We start from the raw sequence: 15312 nt of genomic DNA, 5'->3' as shown, positions 1-15312 counted from the left end.
CAATTTATACGGATTTGAAACCGTTTATTTTCTCTCCATCCGGCAACACAAACACCTGCTCATATCCGACATCTAACACCTCTGCAATCTTCGCCATTTCCTCTGAAGATACAGTCCCACGCTGCAGCTTCTTATTAAAATTCTGCGGAGTCTGTCCAATTCGTCTGCAAAGTTCCGCAAGGCTGATATTCATTCTGTCACACAATTCTCTGATCATATCCGATGTTGTCATCTTCCACCTCCATCAGTATAGGCTATATTATAAACCTTTTGGTTGATAAGCACAAGCTACATTCTTTAAAATTAACAGCCTATTAAAAAAGCACCTTGCAGCCATTTCAAAAGCCACAAGGCACCTCATTCATTCTGTTATTTACCTATCCACATCCACCTTCGCCCCGGATTTGAATTCCACCTCAAACCGATCATCATAAACTGTGACCTTCTCAATCAGCCGCCGCACCAGCAGTTCATCATATTCAGTAACCTCAATTGACTGCTGTTCCAGAAACTCCCGCATCTCCCTGACCCGCTGTTTCAATCCCTCCCGCTCGGCACTCTCCACCAGTGCGTTCTGTTTCAATTCCCGCAGCCTGTCAATCTCATCCGCAACGCTGTTATAATCCTTTTTTGAATTCGCCAGCTTCAGAAGTTCCTTTTGCAGTTCCAGCAGTTTTGCCTCAATCCCTTCCGATGAGGTTTCATCCTCCTGCCGAATCACTGCCTCCGCGTTCTCCTGGAGAGTAGCCATCATGCTTTCTCTGTTGCCCAGCGCAAGATTGATCGCCTTTACCACCGCCTCCTGCAGATCTGGCTCCTGAATAGTTGGTGCGTCACAGACGGTTGGCCCATGCTCCACACGGGTACAGCACCGCCATACGGTGGAGTGTTTTCCCCGATTATTCCATGCGATCCGCCGGTAAATCTCCCCACACTTCGAGCAGTACACAATACTGGATAAGGCATACTTGCTGCTGTAAACTCTCTTTTTCCTGCCCGTTCCGCTGTGGAGGTTCGCCCGCCGGATCATTTCCTCCTGCACCTGCATATAAAGGTCACGGGGAATAATCGGCTCATGGCTGTTTTCCACATAATACTGTGGGACAATGCCCTTGTTCTGCACCCGCTTTTTATTGAGAAAGTCAACGGTATAGGTCTTTTGCAAAAGGGCATCTCCGATGTACTTTTCATTCTGCAGGATTTTCTTCAGTGTTTCCGGACGCCACTTCGTTTTCCCAGCTCCGGTAAGAATCCCATCCGCTTCCAGTCCGCGCCCGATCTGGAGCAGACTTGCTCCTTCCAGATACTCCCGGTAGATCCGCTTTACCACTTCCGCTTCGGAAGGCTCGATTACCAGATTTCCTTCCTCATCCTTTGTGTATCCAAGGAAACGGCTGTGGTTGACCCGTACCTCTCCGTTCTGGAAGCGGTACTGCAGGCCGAGTTTGATGTTCTGGCTCAAAGACTGACTTTCCTGCTGTGCCAGGCTTGCCATAATCGTGAGCAGCACCTCGCCCTTGGAATCCATGGTGTTGATGTTCTCCTTTTCAGAGTATATTCAAACCAAATGATATTCTAAGATAACTGTCTAAACGCTACAAAACCACAATATATAGCGGTTCTAAATCTTTGCAACCACAAGATTATTTAATATCATTTCGTTTCAATAAGCTACTTTTAGAGGGTTTAAGCGACAAACAAGCGACAAATTTTAACCGCTTCAAGGCGGTTTTTTCTACGCTTTTTACCGCTTATTCTGCTTTACGAAACAGCGCCATGTCTATAGCCTGCATTGCCTTGACTTCACTCTCCGCAAATACATGACTGTAAGTATCAAGCGTTGTTTTTGTGGTGGAGTGTCCCAAACGGTCCGCAATGACCTTTGCTGTCACGTTGCTGTTAATCAGCAGGGAAGCGTGTGTATGCCGCAATGAGTGCAGGTGAATGTCCGGCAGTTCATATTTTTTACAAAGACGGTGCAGCTTGATATTGAGATTTCCGCTGATACAGTAATTACCGGAATTGTTTGTGAACACAGCTTCCGGTGCTTCCCATGTGTCGCCGGACTTAAAGCGTTCTAACGCCTGTTTCCGCTTATGTTCTTTCAGTAATTCAATAATGTATTCCGGCAGCACGATTCGGCGTTCACTGCCGGACGTTTTCGGCTCTGACCGGGTGTATTCCCCGTTCAGGCGCACAAGCGTATGACGGATATACAAAAACCCTGTTTCAAGGTTTATATCGTCCCAATGCAGGGCGCACAGTTCGCCGCAGCGGATTCCTGTTGCAAGGAACAGATTACAGATAACCTCAAACTGAAATTCAGGCTGTTCATGCAGGGCGGCAAGGAATTTGCGGCACTGTTCTTCATCAAAGTATGCGGCGGGCTTTGTGTCCACCTTTGGCGGTGTTGCCAGTTTACACGGGTTACGGCGCATGATTTCTTTTTTGACCGCCGCCGTGAATATCGCTGATAGATTCAGCTTGATTTTGTTGACGGACGCGCCGGATAATCCTTGATTCTTTGTTACATCATCAAATACTTTGTTGAATGGCATTTCCAGTCCGGCGGCTATCTTTTCAGCGTTTTCACGCCGGACTGTCTGCCCCGCCAGTACATCATAAATTGCTGAACGGCTGACCCCGGCTTTCTTCGCCAGATTCTCACGGTTTACACCATCAAGCAGGCTTCTGTCTTTTAATCGGAAACTTCCCTGCATACAACCGTTTCTCTGCAATTCTGCAAACAGGCTGTCAAGCATGGGCGGCGTTATGTTTTTCAGCTTTTCACGCCCTATGTTTGAAATAACGTGGTCATATACAGTCTTTTTGTAGCCAAATAAAGTTTTGGGCTTTAACACGGACGGCGCGACCGTGGAATAATACCATTCAGCCAATTCGGACAATGTGCGGTTTTCGTCAAGGGCGACATACCCTTTTATTTTTTCTTCCCATGTTGCCGCATATGCCTTTGCCAGCTTTTCTGCCTTTCCCGGCGTTACACCGTCCGGCGGCGTGAATGTGGTTGTTTTCTTGCGCTGCCGTCCCTGTTCATCATATCCCATGTATGCGGTTATGGTGTAGGAATTGCCGCGCTTTCTGATACTTGCCATACAAGCACCCCTTTCCTGTTATTATTTATATTTCTGAAAATCACGGCTAAGGAAATCAAGGAAAAATGCCTGTAGCTCCTGCAATGCCTTAAATTCGTAATAGTCGCGCTTTTCTTCCATATCTTCATTGCCGTTTTGCAGCCAATAGGCGGCGCGTTCTAAGTAGGAATAAAAATCCTTTTCCCCTAACATCATGTCAAGCATGGGCAGCATATAGGGGCTGTCTTCAAAGTAGCCGTCCTTAACCAGCTTCATATTTTCCACTGTCCTTTCAGACAGGCCAAGCATTTCACGCACCGGAATATCTTCAATAATTGTGCCTGTCAACAGATAATCTGTTGTCACTCCGAAAAATTCAGCTATCTTTAACAGCTTGTCACAGTTAGGCTGTGTTTCCCCGGTGCAGTACAGGGACAATGTTTGTGGGCGGACACCCACAAAGTCGGCAAGCTCCTTTTGCGTTGTGCCGTGTTTATCCATTATGTAGCGCAGAGTTTCTGCAAAACGGGAATTGTACTCTGCCATTGAAACCGCTTTTTTTGATTTTTGCATTTTATACCTCTTTCCGAATTTCGGTTTTCTTGAACTTTTAAAGATATAACAAGAAAACTTGACTTATCTGTTTTTATTGCTATAATGATATTATAAACAATAAAAGCGCAGTTGTCAATAGCAAATAACAAGAAAACCGCACTTTTATAGAAAGGGGTATGCAGCATGGAACAGAAAACAGCCTTGACAATAAAGGAAACTGCAAAGGAATTTCAATTCCCGGAATATGCAATCAGAACGCTTGTAAAACGCAAAGCGTTTCCTGTTATTCAGGTGGGAAACCGCTGCTATATAGCACGGCACGTTTTCCGGGACTTTTTGCAAAAAGGGGGCAATTTGTATGAGCCTGAACAGCATTACAGTTTTCAGAAATAATTGCCGGGGCAATGCGACAAATACAAGCTATCCCCACCGGGTAGAAGTCCACAGCGCAGAGGACCTGCAGAAAGCCGCAGCATTCGACCATGTATGCGCGGCATATGCGGACGGTAAGGACAAGCACGGCAACACCATAAGAGCGCACCGCAGCATTGACACTTTTCTGCACTCGGACTGCCTGCAAATGGACAGCGACAACGACCATACCGAAGCTACCGCTGAATGGATAACGCCGGAAACAGTGCAGGCAGATATGCCGGGTGTAGCGTTTTACGCCGTGCCGTCCCGCAACCATAAGAAACCTAAAAATGGCAGGCCGCCGCGCCCACGCTTTCACTACTATTTCCCGATTAACACGGAAACAGACCCGGCGAAGTATGCGGCCATGAAAGCGAAACTGCAAGCCTTATTCCCTTATTTTGATGAAAAGGCGCTGGACGCTGCCCGCTTCCTTTTCGGGGTGGAGAACGCCGTTGCTACCTACTATCCCGGTAATATTACGGTCACAGACTTTCTGAATACACAGCCTGTCCCGGCAGCCGATAGCGTAAAGACTAATAATCTGCTGCCGGAAATCCCACAGGGACAACGGAACAGCACACTATCCCAATACGCCGGAAAACTGCTGAAAAAGTACGGGGACGCTGACGGCAGGGCTTATGCCGCATACATGGAATATGCCGCCAAATGTACGCCGCCGCTTCCAGACAGTGAACTTTCCGCCATTTGGAACAGCGCAATGAAATTCTATAATAAGACCGTCAAAACCGCGCTGGACTATCAGACGCCGCAGGACTATCAGACGCAGGAATTTTCTGACAGCCTGATACCCTCTGACTATACGGATATAGGGCAGGCAAATGTCCTTGCCGGGCTTTACCGGAACCGCCTGAAATACAGTGCCGCAACAAAGTGGATTGTATATGACGGGCAGGTATGGAATGAAAATGAAATCACCGCACAGGGGCTTGCTCAAGACCTGACGGAACGGCAGCTTAAAGAAGCACGGATACTTGTTTCAAAAGCACAGGCAATGGAGAACGCCGCCATTGAAAGCGGTGACAGCGGCGCGCAGGGAAAAGCAAAAGAACGGCTGAAATTTGCTACAGATTATCGTTCCTTTGTGTTGGGGCAGCGCAGAACAACCCGTATTACCGCCGCCCTGAATGAAGCAAGGCCAAAATTGCAGATTAGCGTTGAGAGCCTTGACTTTGACGGTTTTCTGCTGAACACTCCCGGCGGAGCAGTGGACTTGCGGACAGGCATGGGACGGGCGCATGACCCACAGGATTTCTGCACTAAAATAACCGCCGTTTCACCGGGGACAGCGGGCGCAGAACTGTTCACTGAATTTCTGCACCGCCTGACCTGCAATGACGAAGATTTGCAGCGCTATTTACAGGAAATCGCCGGAATGTTCCTTGTCGGCAAAGTGTATTGCGAATATCTGGTAATTGCTTACGGCGCGGGCGGCAATGGCAAAAGTACCTTTTTTAATCTGCTTGCCCGTGTTATGGGGAATTATGCGGGCAACTTATCCGCTGAAACCCTGACCGTAAACTGCCGAAAAAACAAGTCTCCTGAATATGCGGAATTGCGCGGCAAACGGCTTGTCATTGCGGCGGAGCTTGAAGAGGGTATGCGGCTTGATACTGCCGTTGTGAAGAAACTTTGCAGCACTGACCCGGTTTATGCAGAAAAGAAGTTTAAAGCGCCATTCAGCTTTATCCCGTCACACTCAACCGTGCTGTATACAAACCACCTGCCAAAAGTCGGGACTACAGACAAAGGCACATGGGACAGGTTAATTGTGATTCCGTTCAATGCCTGTTTCCGTGGCATGGAGGGCGAAGTTATGAACTATGCCGATTCTCTGTATAACCATTCAGGCGGGGCGGCTCTGACGTGGATGATACAGGGTGCAAAACGGTTTATTGCGAACAACTACAAAATCAGACAGCCCCAATGCGTACTTGACGCAATCGAGGAATACCGGGCGGCGAATGACTGGCTGCACAATTTCCTTGAAGATACTTGCGAAATCAAACCGGAATATACAGAAAAATCCGGTGTACTGTACGCAGAATACCGGGCGCATTGCAGCCGTACCGGGGACTATACCCGGAGCAATGCAGACTTTAACAAAGCAATGGCAGACGCAGGCTTTAAGTATCATAAAAAGAAAACCGGAATGCTTGTAATAGGCTTGCGTATCACGCCGCCATTCACGGATTGTCACGGGGCAGCGTCCATTGACAACGTACCGCCGCTGACCGGGCGAACCGTCAAGGGTGACGGCAGGTGACAGGAAATAACATACTTTTCTAAGTTGAAAAATTGCTTTCACTAAAAGAATGGTTGTAAACTGCCGTCACCGCCCGTCACCCAATGATGAAAACAGCGCGGACACTCCCCCGGCCGGCAGCTTCCCGGACAGTCCACAGACACCGACGCCGGAGTTAATTTTTCCCCCGCATGAAAAAATAAATTTTTACAGAATGGAGCACAAACCTATGAACGCATTGCAGAAATTATTCAGACGGAAAGAGCCTGAACCGCAAGGCATTACCCTTGAAATACAAAGCGGTTTTACGGCATTCGGCGGCACGGCATATGGAAATGCAGCTTTCCGTTCTGCCGTGGACGCTATCGCCCGCCATGCGGCAAAGCTGAAAGCCCATGCACAGGACAGCGGAATTGAAAACCTGCTGTCCGGCAGCCCTAACCCCTATATGACAACCTATGACCTGCTTTATAAAACGGCAACGGCTTATTTCACCACAAACAATGCCTTTATCCTGATTCAGCGTAGCCGGAACGTGACGGCTTTTTATCCGCTGACACCTGCAAGCGTGGAATTTATTGGAACACAGGACGGGACGCTGTACACGAAAATGATGTTCAGCGACGGCAAGGAAGTGTTGCTGCCCTATGCTGATATTATCCACTTGCGCCGCCACTATTCCACCAATGAATTGTTGGGCAGCGACAATGCGCCGCTTTATCCGCTCATTGAGACGGCGCATACCCTGACCGAAGCAACCGGGGCGGCGGTAAAGAATGCAACGAATATCCGGGGTGTGTTGAAGTTTACAAGCCTTGTGAATCCGGCGCAGGTGAAAGCGGAAAAAGACCAGTTTGTAAAGGACTATTTCAATTTATCGAACACGGGCGGCATTGCGGCCACCGACCAGCGTTTTGAATTTGTTCCGACCGCACAGACGGCTTATAACGTGCCGCAGGAGCAGGCAGAAGCTATAAACAGACAGATATGCGCCTATTTAGGGCTTTCCCCGAAAATTGTAAGCGCAGAGTATACCGAAGATGAATTTGCGGCGTTCTATGAAAGTCTGATTGAACCCTTTGCTATCCAAATGTCGCTTGAATATTCCCGCAAGTGCGGCGGTGAAATCACCTTTACCGCCGAACGGTTAGAATTTTCCAGCGCCGCAACCCGGATTTCTTTATTGCGTGAATTACTGCCGTTCGGCGTGATTTCAATCAATGAATCCCGCAAGCTGCTTGCCCTACCCGAAGTCCCGGACGGCGACCGCCGCTTGCAAAGCCTGAACTATGTGACCGCAGACAAAGCGGACGCATACCAATTTGAAGAAAGTGAGGTACAGGAAAATGAAACAGACACAGACACGGGCGTATAACGTCCGGGCAGCCGACAAGCCCTTGATTGTCAAGGGGACCGTAATTGTTTTTGACAAGCCCGCCGATATGGGCGGCTATACGGAATTTATCGCCGGGAATGCCCTTGACGGTGTGGACCTTGATAATATCACCCTGCTTGTCAATCACAATGGCACGGGGATTCCCCTTGCGCGTTCACCTAAAACCCTGACACTGACCGTATCGGAAACAGGGCTTGAAATGCGGGCACAGCTTCCAGACACCGAACAGGGCCGCAGCGTTTATGAAGCTGTCAGGCGCGGCGACCTTTCTGAAATGTCATTTGCGTTTGATATTGCCGAATACGCTTTTGACGAGCAGAAACGGGAATGCACGATTACCAAAATCGCAGCGGTTTATGAAATTTCGATTGTAAACCGGGCTGCCTATCCACAAACCAGCGTACAGGCGAGAGCCGGAAAGGAAGTAAAGACTATGAATCTTTTTAACCCTATTGAAAGCGCCGTCCTGAATGGGGCAGCCATGAACCCTGACACCCACGCAGCCCCGGAATACCGCAGCGCATTTTTTAAGCGTCTGTTGGGGAAAGAACTGAGCGACGGCGAGACAAGAGCCTTTGGCGCTGCCGCTGCTGAAAAGCGGGCGGACAGCTTTAATACCCTGTCAAACAGTGTCGCCGTCGTCCCGACGCAGACCTTGAACGAGGTTGTCAAGCAGGCAAGAGGGACAAACGGGCTTTATAATGAGGTGCGTATCTTTCATGTGCCGTCGAATCTGTCCGTGCCTGTCGGTACGCCGTCGGACGCTGCAAGCTGGCATGTTGAGGGCGCGTCTGTTGAGCGCGGCAATGCGGCGACTGCCGCCGTGACTTTTTCCGGGCTTGAACTTGTAAAGGTGCTTTCCATGAGCGCGGCGGCCCGCCGCATGGATATTACCGCTTTTGAAAGCTATATCACGCAGGAATTACGCAGCGCTGTTGCGGACGCAATCGGGGCGGCTATCGTGTCCGGCACGGGCGCGGGGCAGCCAACAGGCATTATGTCCGGCGTTGACTGGACGGACGCTAACACAATCAGCACGAATGCTTTAACTGCCGATAATCTGCTTGCCGCTATTGCCAAAATGCCCGCAGGTTATACAGGCGGTGCAAAATTTGCCATGAGCGCCGCAACCCTGTTCGGGCGGGTGTATACGCTGAAAGATAATGACGGCAGGTATATTTTCACCGACACGGAAAGCGGCGGTGTCCGCCGTTTATTCGGCTTTGAGATTGTCCTTGATGATAATATCCCGGCGGGAACGGTCCTTTTCGGCAATTTCCTTTATTACGGTGTGAATATCCCGCAGGGCGTGGCTGTCGAGGTTAGCAGGGAAAGCGGCTTTACTAGCGGGCTGATTGATTTTAGGGCGCTTTGTATCACAGACGGCAAGCCTATTGTTCCCGGCGCATTCGTGAAAATTGAAGTCACCGCTGCTTAAAGAAAGGGGAAACGGCAATGTTTACCATTGATGAAGCAAGAAACATTTTGCGTATTGACGGCATGGACAATGACGGTGAAATTTCAGCCCTTGTCAAAGCGTTGCCGGAATACCTATATCACGCCACAGGGTACAGGGCGGACGGGGGCTGCTATTCCCCTGTCGCCCTGACCGCCGGGCGGTTTATCCTTTGGCAATGGTACTATGGCGAAAATGCCGATACGGACAAGCTGCAGCGGGTGATAGATTGTCTGTTAAAGGCGTTGAGCGCAGAGCGGGGGCAGCCGTGACGCAAAAGGCTTTTTACAATTCAGCGGCGTGGCGTAGGCTGTCAAAGGCATTCCTGCTGTCTAGGAATTATATCTGTGAACGGTGCGGCGCGCCCGCAGAAATCGCCCACCATAGGCAGTATTTGAACCCGGCAAATATTGATAACCCTACAATCAGCATGAATCCGGCAAACCTTGAAAGCCTGTGCCTTGAATGTCATAATAAAGAACATTTTTCAAACGGCGGGGCGATTGCGGCAGGCTATGGCTTTGACGGCAACGGCGAACTTGTTAAAATTGAATGAGAGGGGAACGAACATGAATGAGACTTATAGCACGGAACGGCAAATGGCAGTCAACGCTTTGCGTGATGAACTTATCTATATGGAGCAGGAACTTGCTGTAATTAAGGAGCGAGGCGCATATAAGGATTATACCTCCCTTATGCGTACTTTTCTGACGACGCAGAAAGCCTATTTGCAGCTTGTAGCGGAGGACGAAAACGAATGTACGGAAAAGGACGCTCTGCTTGAATTTACCTCCACGGTGTGACATGAACTTTATCATACAATATAATGGTCTGCTGCAGCGGGGCGAAATCCCGGCCAGCAGACGTATTAAGGCTTTGTATGCGAGGCTTGCAGAGGAAACGCAGACACCGGGGCGGTATGTGTTTGACGAGGACAAGGCAAGCCGCCCGATTACGTTTATAGAGCGGTTCTGCCGTCATTCTAAGGGGGAATGGGCGGGACGGCGTGTTGCCCTTGAATTGTTCCAAAAGGCGTTCATACAAGCCCTGTTCGGCTTTGTTGACGCTGATACGGGCTTGCGCCGATACCGGGAAGCATTTTTTCTTGTAGGGCGTAAAAACGGCAAAAGCACGCTGCTTGCGGGGCTTGCCCTGTATATGCTTACCGCTGACGGCGAGGGCGGCGCAGAGGTTTACAGTACAGCGACCAAATACGCACAGGCCAGGCTATTGTTTGATGAATGTCATAATATGGTGAAGCAGTCGCCGGAATTGTCAAAGCATATCCGCAAACGGAAAAGCGACCTTTACTTTACCCCTGCTATGGCAAAGCTGCAGCCGCTTTCCCGTAATTCTGACAGCCTGGACGGCCTGAACGCAAGTTTTGTTATCATGGACGAGTTGCATCAAATTAAGGACAGAAACCTTTATGAAGTAATGCGGCAGTCACAGAGCGCACGCCGCCAGCCTTTACTTGTGATGATAACCACCGCCGGGACGGTGCGGGAATGTATTTTTGATGAGATGTATCACCATGCTTGTGAAGTCGCAGACGGCGTTTTAACGGACGATACTTTTCTGCCCGTCCTGTATGAGCTTGACAAGCGTGATGAATGGGCGGAACCTGCCGCATGGTATAAAGCGAACCCGTCTTTGGGACGTATTAAAAAGCTGGACGACCTACACATAAAGGTGGAGCGGGCGAAGCAGAACCCGAACGATTTAAACGGCGTTCTCTGCAAGGAATTTAATATCCGGGAAACGGTGAAATCGGCGTGGCTTTCCTTTGACGCTATCAACAATACAGAATGTTTTGACCTTGCGGATTTTAAGGGCGCTTATTGTATCGGCGGCGCTGACCTGTCTATTACCACCGACCTGACTTGTGCAAGCCTGCTGTTTATGCGCCGGGGCAACGATAAGAAGTATGTCCGGCAAATGTACTGGCTGCCTGCCGACAATCTGCCGGAACGTGTGAAGCAGGATAAAATCCCCTATGACAAATGGTTTGAACGTGGCTTGTTGCGCCTGTGCAACGGCAATTCTATCAATTACAGTGACGTTACCGCATGGTTTGTTGAAATGGTGAGGCAGTATGAGCTTTTCCCGGCGTGGATTTATTATGACAGCTACAGCGCGCGTTATTTTGTGGAAGAAATGCAAATGCAGGGTTTTAACATGGTCCGCTGCATACAGGGAGCAAAGACGCTTTCCCTGCCTATGCAGATGTTAGGCGCGGACTTAAAGGCGCATAAAGTCAATTATAATAACAATTCTATTTTGAAATGGTGTCTGACGAATACGGGCGTTCAGACTGACCGGAACGGAAATATTGTGCCTGTCAAAAATCAGTCGCCAAAACAACGCATTGACGGCGCGGCGGCGCTGCTTGACTGTTATGTTGGGCTTTATGAACACTACAATGAATATACGGGGGCAATCTGAATGAAGTTAAAGGATAAGAAAATAGAAATCTGTGAACATCAGTATACCAAAGACAAAATAGGAAACATGATAAAAACTCTTGTGCCTGTTGCCGCTGTGTGGGCTTATTTCCGTCAACTGTCGGGGCAGGAAGTTGTCACAGGGGTTTCGACCAAAACAAATGAAACCGTGCTGTTTCAAATTAGTTACCGGGCGAATATAAAGACAACCCACGTTATAAGGTATAAAGGTGTTTTATACGATATAACGAGGGTTGATGTGTTTGAGGGATATAAAGCGGATTTGACGCTTTATTGTAAGGCGCAGTCATAATTTGATTGCGCCCTTATTCTTCATCGGGTGACGTTTCCTCTGCCGACGTGTTCGGAATGTATTCCAGTATTTCGTCCGGCTGGCATTTGAGATATTCACAGAGTTTATCAAGGGTTTCCGTGGTGACTATTTCATTGTTGTTCATTTTGTTGATTGTGGCGGCGCTTATGATTTTTTTATCTTTTAAATCTTTTTTGCGGATACCCATTCGGTTCATTTTGTCCCATAGCTTATAGAACGCAATCATAGCAAATAATCTCCTTTCACGGTTCTTTTATTATTATAAGCAGACTATAATATGCTGTCAAATGCCATTTTTCTTGAAAGAAGCAAAAAGTATGCGATAGCATTTTAAAATTAGCGGAAGCATATTGACGAGTGAAATAAAATATATTATAATTACATCAAGTCACAAAAGTATGTTTTCGCATACTTTAATTCGCTATAGCATATTTGGAACTGAAAGGAGAAAAACATATGGCCTTTAAGGAATACCGAAGTATGAAAGTTTGTGAACAAAGCGGGTATCATTACAAAGCAACGCCGACTATTACGTTAAAGGGACAATGGCTGAAAGATTGTGGCTTTGATATGGGAGTACCTATTGATGTGAAATGCGAAGGCGGCAGGCTCACCATTACAAGGGCTGATATGGCGTTAGAGGGGTATCAAGAAATTTTGGAGAATCAGCCCGTTAGCAAGGTTGCTGAAAGCGCGGATTGAATGGCGGCAAAAAGGAAGTCTGGTAAAGTCAATTTTGATTTTATCAGGCTCTTTTTTTGTCGCTTGACTTACAGCATATTCAAATATCATTTAATGGATTTAAGCGACAAACAAGCGACAAACGACACAAAACCTTGATTTATAATTGTACAGAACCACAATATATAGTATTTTCCCAAAAGAAAACAGGCTATATTTAGCGGTTGTGCCAAATATAGCCTGCTCTGAATATACTCTTTTTCAAAGAAAACCGGGATGTTCTTCTCCTTCAGTTCCCGGATATATTTCAGGCAATCCAGGGTATTTCTGGCAAAACGGCTGATAGACTTGGTAATGATCATATCAATATTTCCGGCCATGCAGTCCTGGATCATACGGTTAAATTCCTCCCGTTTTTTCGTATTCGTCCCGGTAATCCCATCATCGGCATAAATCCCTGCCAGCTCCCATTCCGGATTCTTCTGGATAAATTGTGTATAATGCGCCACCTGCACTTCATAGCTGGACGCCTGCTCCTCACTGTCCGTGGATACCCGGCAGTAAGCGGCGACTTTCAGCTTTGGACGCTGCTCGGCTGCGGCTGTGTTGCCCACGCGCTTTCTGGCCGGGATCACGGTGATGTTCCTACTCAGTTCCACCCATATCCACCTCGCTCTCAATCAAACTGTATGCATACGCCGCCTGTTCAAAGGGATCGTCAGAAACCTTTTTCACCGCAGACATGGAAAAGCTGGTAGGAAAAAGGATGTCCTTCTTTCCTTCCAGTTCCCACACCCGCCCCAGCGCTTTTGCCCGGCTCATGCGGATTTCTTCTGCTTTATCAAAGGTTTCTTTATCGATAATAGCAGGATAGTAATCATCGCCAAGATACTTCTTGTTTCGGAGCATCCTGCCGGCGCTCCCGTGGTACAGCTTTAATCCAGCCTTCTCGGCGGCAGGCATCAGCGCCATGCCGGAAATATAGTTCTGAAAAAATTCCCGCACCGTGGCAGCCTGTTCTTCATCAATGACCGCCCGGCCGTTTTCAATCCGGTATCCATACGGAATGTGTCTCATAGTTCCACCAGCCTTTCTTTTAGAGACAGCCCACATTTCAATTCAAAAGAAACTTCTTTTCTGGACAGCACAATAATCCGTTCCACAAAGGAAAGAAAGGTCTCATCATCAAACTCTGTGAGCATGATCCCTTTGGATGTAAACCGGAGCAGCCGCTGTAATTCTTCGACTTTGACCATATCCCCGTTGACGGAACGCATCAGTCCTTCCTTTTCCCGACACAGGGTTTCCGCTTCCGCCGCAAGCTCATTGATTTCCTTATTAAAAAGGGCAGGCTCCAGATAGCCGCTTGCCATCAGGTTCGTCAGCACCTGTTTCTGCTCCCTGTTTTTCTCAATTGCTGTTTCCAATTCCTCAATTTTTAGCAGCCGGGACTGATCATTCAGACCCCGCAGGCTTTGCAGGAGAGGGCGCAGCACCATCTGCTGGCCGAAGACCAGTTTGTTCATCATGGTAACAAACGCCAGTTTTAGGGCGTCATCCGTAATGTATTTCTGAGAGCAGCGCTCCTTGTCCGCCAGATGGGTAACACAGCTCCATGCGACATATTGGCCGCTGGGTTTATAATGCAGCCGCCTTTTATATTTGCCGCCGCATTCCCCGCAATAGATTCGGCCGGAAAAGCCGTACCGGTTCTGATATCTCCCAGTATCATGACCATTCCCTTTTTCCCGTCCCCGCTGTTTCAAAACTGCATTGGCACGTTCAAACTCTTCCCGGCTGATGATTGCCTCATGGTGGTCCTGCATGAGATACTGGTCAACTTCTCCCCGGTTCTGATGGCGGTTAAAGCTGTTATCTGTATAGGTCTTCTGGAACAGGACATCCCCGGTATATTTCTCATTCCCAATGATGCCGTTGATGGTACCCGGCGTCCAGCGCCCGCCCTTCTTGGTGGCAACGCCCTGCTCATTCAGCCTTTTTGCAATCTCATGGGTGCTTTTCCCTGCAAGCGTATCCGCAAAGATCTGTTTCACAATCTCTGCCTGCTCCGGCACAATCATCATTTCCCCATCCACGTTGGCATAGCCATATGGGGGATAGGAAATAATGAAGGTGCCATTCTGGAACCGCCGCTTGATGCCCCACTTCTCATTCTCAGAAATGGACACGGATTCGCTTTCTGCCAGACCGCTTAAGATGGAAAGCATCAGTTCGCTTTCCATGGCGCCCGTGTTTAGATTTTCTTTTTCAAAATAGATGTAGATATTTAAGTCCAGCAGCTTCCGCACCAGTTCCAGACAGTCTGTGGTATTTCTGGCAAAACGGCTGATGGATTTGGTAATGACGAAGTCAATCGTTCCTCTCTCGCAAGCGGCAACCATGGCCAGCAGCCCATCCCGCTTTTCTTTTTTCGTACCAGAAATGCCTTCATCATAATAAAGTCCGGCAAACTCCCACTCATCATTGGATTTGATATAGTTTTCATAGTGAGCCTTCTGCGCCGCCAGACTGACAAGCTGTTCCTCACTGGCTGTGGATACCCGGCAGTAGGCCGCCACTCTAAGCTTTCTCTTTCCAAGGAGCATATTTTCTTCAATCTTTGTGATCCGTTTCATCCTCTCACCTCTCTTTCGGTACGGACATATTCGCTCTA

Annotated in this window: 15 protein-coding genes and 2 pseudogenes; 9 read left to right on the top strand and 8 right to left on the bottom strand. The window is 48.4% G+C overall.

The window, feature by feature from the left end; genetic code table 11:
* Positions 1-4: 4 nt before the first annotated feature.
* The 4 genes and pseudogenes from ACGHCT_RS07080 to ACGHCT_RS07065 all read right to left on the bottom strand — a co-directional run bounded on the left by ACGHCT_RS07080 (position 5) and on the right by ACGHCT_RS07065 (position 3665).
* Positions 5-232 carry a helix-turn-helix domain-containing protein gene (locus ACGHCT_RS07080; protein WP_390439148.1) on the bottom strand — a complete coding sequence of 76 codons (228 nt, stop codon included), beginning with the start codon at positions 230-232 and terminating at the stop codon, positions 5-7.
* A gap of 141 nt (positions 233-373) precedes the next feature.
* Positions 374-1558: pseudogene (locus tag ACGHCT_RS07075) on the bottom strand (recombinase family protein); the annotation flags it as partial.
* Positions 1559-1751: 193 nt separating this feature from the next.
* Entirely contained in the window at positions 1752-3113 is a 1362-nt protein-coding gene (locus ACGHCT_RS07070; RefSeq protein WP_390439146.1) for a tyrosine-type recombinase/integrase, read from the bottom strand.
* Positions 3114-3134: 21 nt separating this feature from the next.
* Positions 3135-3665: a helix-turn-helix domain-containing protein gene (locus tag ACGHCT_RS07065; RefSeq protein ID WP_390439144.1), complete on the bottom strand. Its 531-nt coding sequence runs from the start codon at positions 3663-3665 to the stop codon at positions 3135-3137.
* Between the two features lie 340 nt (positions 3666-4005).
* On the opposite strand from ACGHCT_RS07065, the gene ACGHCT_RS07060 reads away from it, so the two are divergent.
* From ACGHCT_RS07060 to ACGHCT_RS07025, 8 genes are all read left to right on the top strand, one after another.
* Positions 4006-6348 (top strand): phage/plasmid primase, P4 family, encoded by a 2343-nt coding sequence (locus tag ACGHCT_RS07060; RefSeq protein WP_390439142.1) that lies wholly within the window; start codon positions 4006-4008, stop codon positions 6346-6348.
* A 208-nt stretch (positions 6349-6556) separates the two neighbouring features.
* The gene (locus tag ACGHCT_RS07055; protein WP_390439140.1) at positions 6557-7702 is read left to right on the top strand and encodes a phage portal protein; all 1146 of its coding nucleotides are present in this window, start codon (positions 6557-6559) and stop codon (positions 7700-7702) included.
* Positions 7659-9161 carry a phage major capsid protein gene (locus ACGHCT_RS07050; RefSeq protein WP_390440141.1) on the top strand — a complete coding sequence of 501 codons (1503 nt, stop codon included), beginning with the start codon at positions 7659-7661 and terminating at the stop codon, positions 9159-9161. The genes ACGHCT_RS07055 and ACGHCT_RS07050 overlap by 44 nt, the downstream gene beginning before the upstream one ends.
* Positions 9162-9178: 17 nt before the next feature.
* On the top strand, positions 9179-9451 hold the full coding sequence (locus ACGHCT_RS07045) for a phage gp6-like head-tail connector protein (protein WP_390439138.1): 273 nt from the start codon (positions 9179-9181) through the stop codon (positions 9449-9451).
* On the top strand, positions 9448-9735 hold the full coding sequence (locus ACGHCT_RS07040; RefSeq protein ID WP_390439136.1) for an HNH endonuclease: 288 nt from the start codon (positions 9448-9450) through the stop codon (positions 9733-9735). The genes ACGHCT_RS07045 and ACGHCT_RS07040 overlap by 4 nt, the downstream gene beginning before the upstream one ends.
* A gap of 13 nt (positions 9736-9748) precedes the next feature.
* On the top strand, positions 9749-9982 hold the full coding sequence (locus tag ACGHCT_RS07035) for a hypothetical protein (protein ID WP_390439134.1): 234 nt from the start codon (positions 9749-9751) through the stop codon (positions 9980-9982).
* On the top strand, positions 9960-11624 hold the full coding sequence (locus ACGHCT_RS07030; RefSeq protein ID WP_390439132.1) for a terminase large subunit: 1665 nt from the start codon (positions 9960-9962) through the stop codon (positions 11622-11624). Before ACGHCT_RS07035 ends, ACGHCT_RS07030 begins: the two co-directional genes overlap by 23 nt.
* Positions 11625-11936 carry a phage head closure protein gene (locus ACGHCT_RS07025; RefSeq protein WP_390439130.1) on the top strand — a complete coding sequence of 104 codons (312 nt, stop codon included), beginning with the start codon at positions 11625-11627 and terminating at the stop codon, positions 11934-11936.
* A gap of 13 nt (positions 11937-11949) precedes the next feature.
* Here the strand turns inward: ACGHCT_RS07025 and ACGHCT_RS07020 are convergent, their stop codons facing one another.
* On the bottom strand, positions 11950-12183 hold the full coding sequence (locus tag ACGHCT_RS07020) for a helix-turn-helix domain-containing protein (RefSeq protein WP_390439128.1): 234 nt from the start codon (positions 12181-12183) through the stop codon (positions 11950-11952).
* A gap of 230 nt (positions 12184-12413) precedes the next feature.
* Between ACGHCT_RS07020 and ACGHCT_RS07015 the strand changes: the two genes are divergently transcribed.
* Entirely contained in the window at positions 12414-12659 is a 246-nt protein-coding gene (locus tag ACGHCT_RS07015; RefSeq protein WP_390439126.1) for a SymE family type I addiction module toxin, read from the top strand.
* 221 nt (positions 12660-12880) lie between these two features.
* Here ACGHCT_RS07015 and ACGHCT_RS07010 read toward each other — a convergent pair.
* From ACGHCT_RS07010 to ACGHCT_RS07000, 3 genes and pseudogenes are all read right to left on the bottom strand, one after another.
* A pseudogene (locus ACGHCT_RS07010) lies at positions 12881-13297 on the bottom strand (recombinase family protein); the annotation flags it as partial.
* Positions 13284-13715, bottom strand: coding sequence for a recombinase (locus ACGHCT_RS07005; protein ID WP_390439124.1), 432 nt, complete (start codon positions 13713-13715; stop codon positions 13284-13286). The pseudogene ACGHCT_RS07010 and the gene ACGHCT_RS07005, both read right to left, overlap by 14 nt.
* Complete coding sequence (locus ACGHCT_RS07000; RefSeq protein ID WP_390439122.1) at positions 13712-15274, bottom strand: recombinase family protein; 1563 nt, start codon at positions 15272-15274, stop codon at positions 13712-13714. The genes ACGHCT_RS07005 and ACGHCT_RS07000 overlap by 4 nt, the downstream gene beginning before the upstream one ends.
* Positions 15275-15312 lie beyond the last annotated feature (38 nt).

It is taken from the genome of Lactonifactor longoviformis (assembly GCF_042848515.1).
Taxonomy (GTDB): Bacteria; Bacillota; Clostridia; order Lachnospirales; family Lachnospiraceae; genus Lactonifactor; species Lactonifactor longoviformis.
This window is presented reverse-complemented; position numbering and strand designations above follow the sequence as displayed.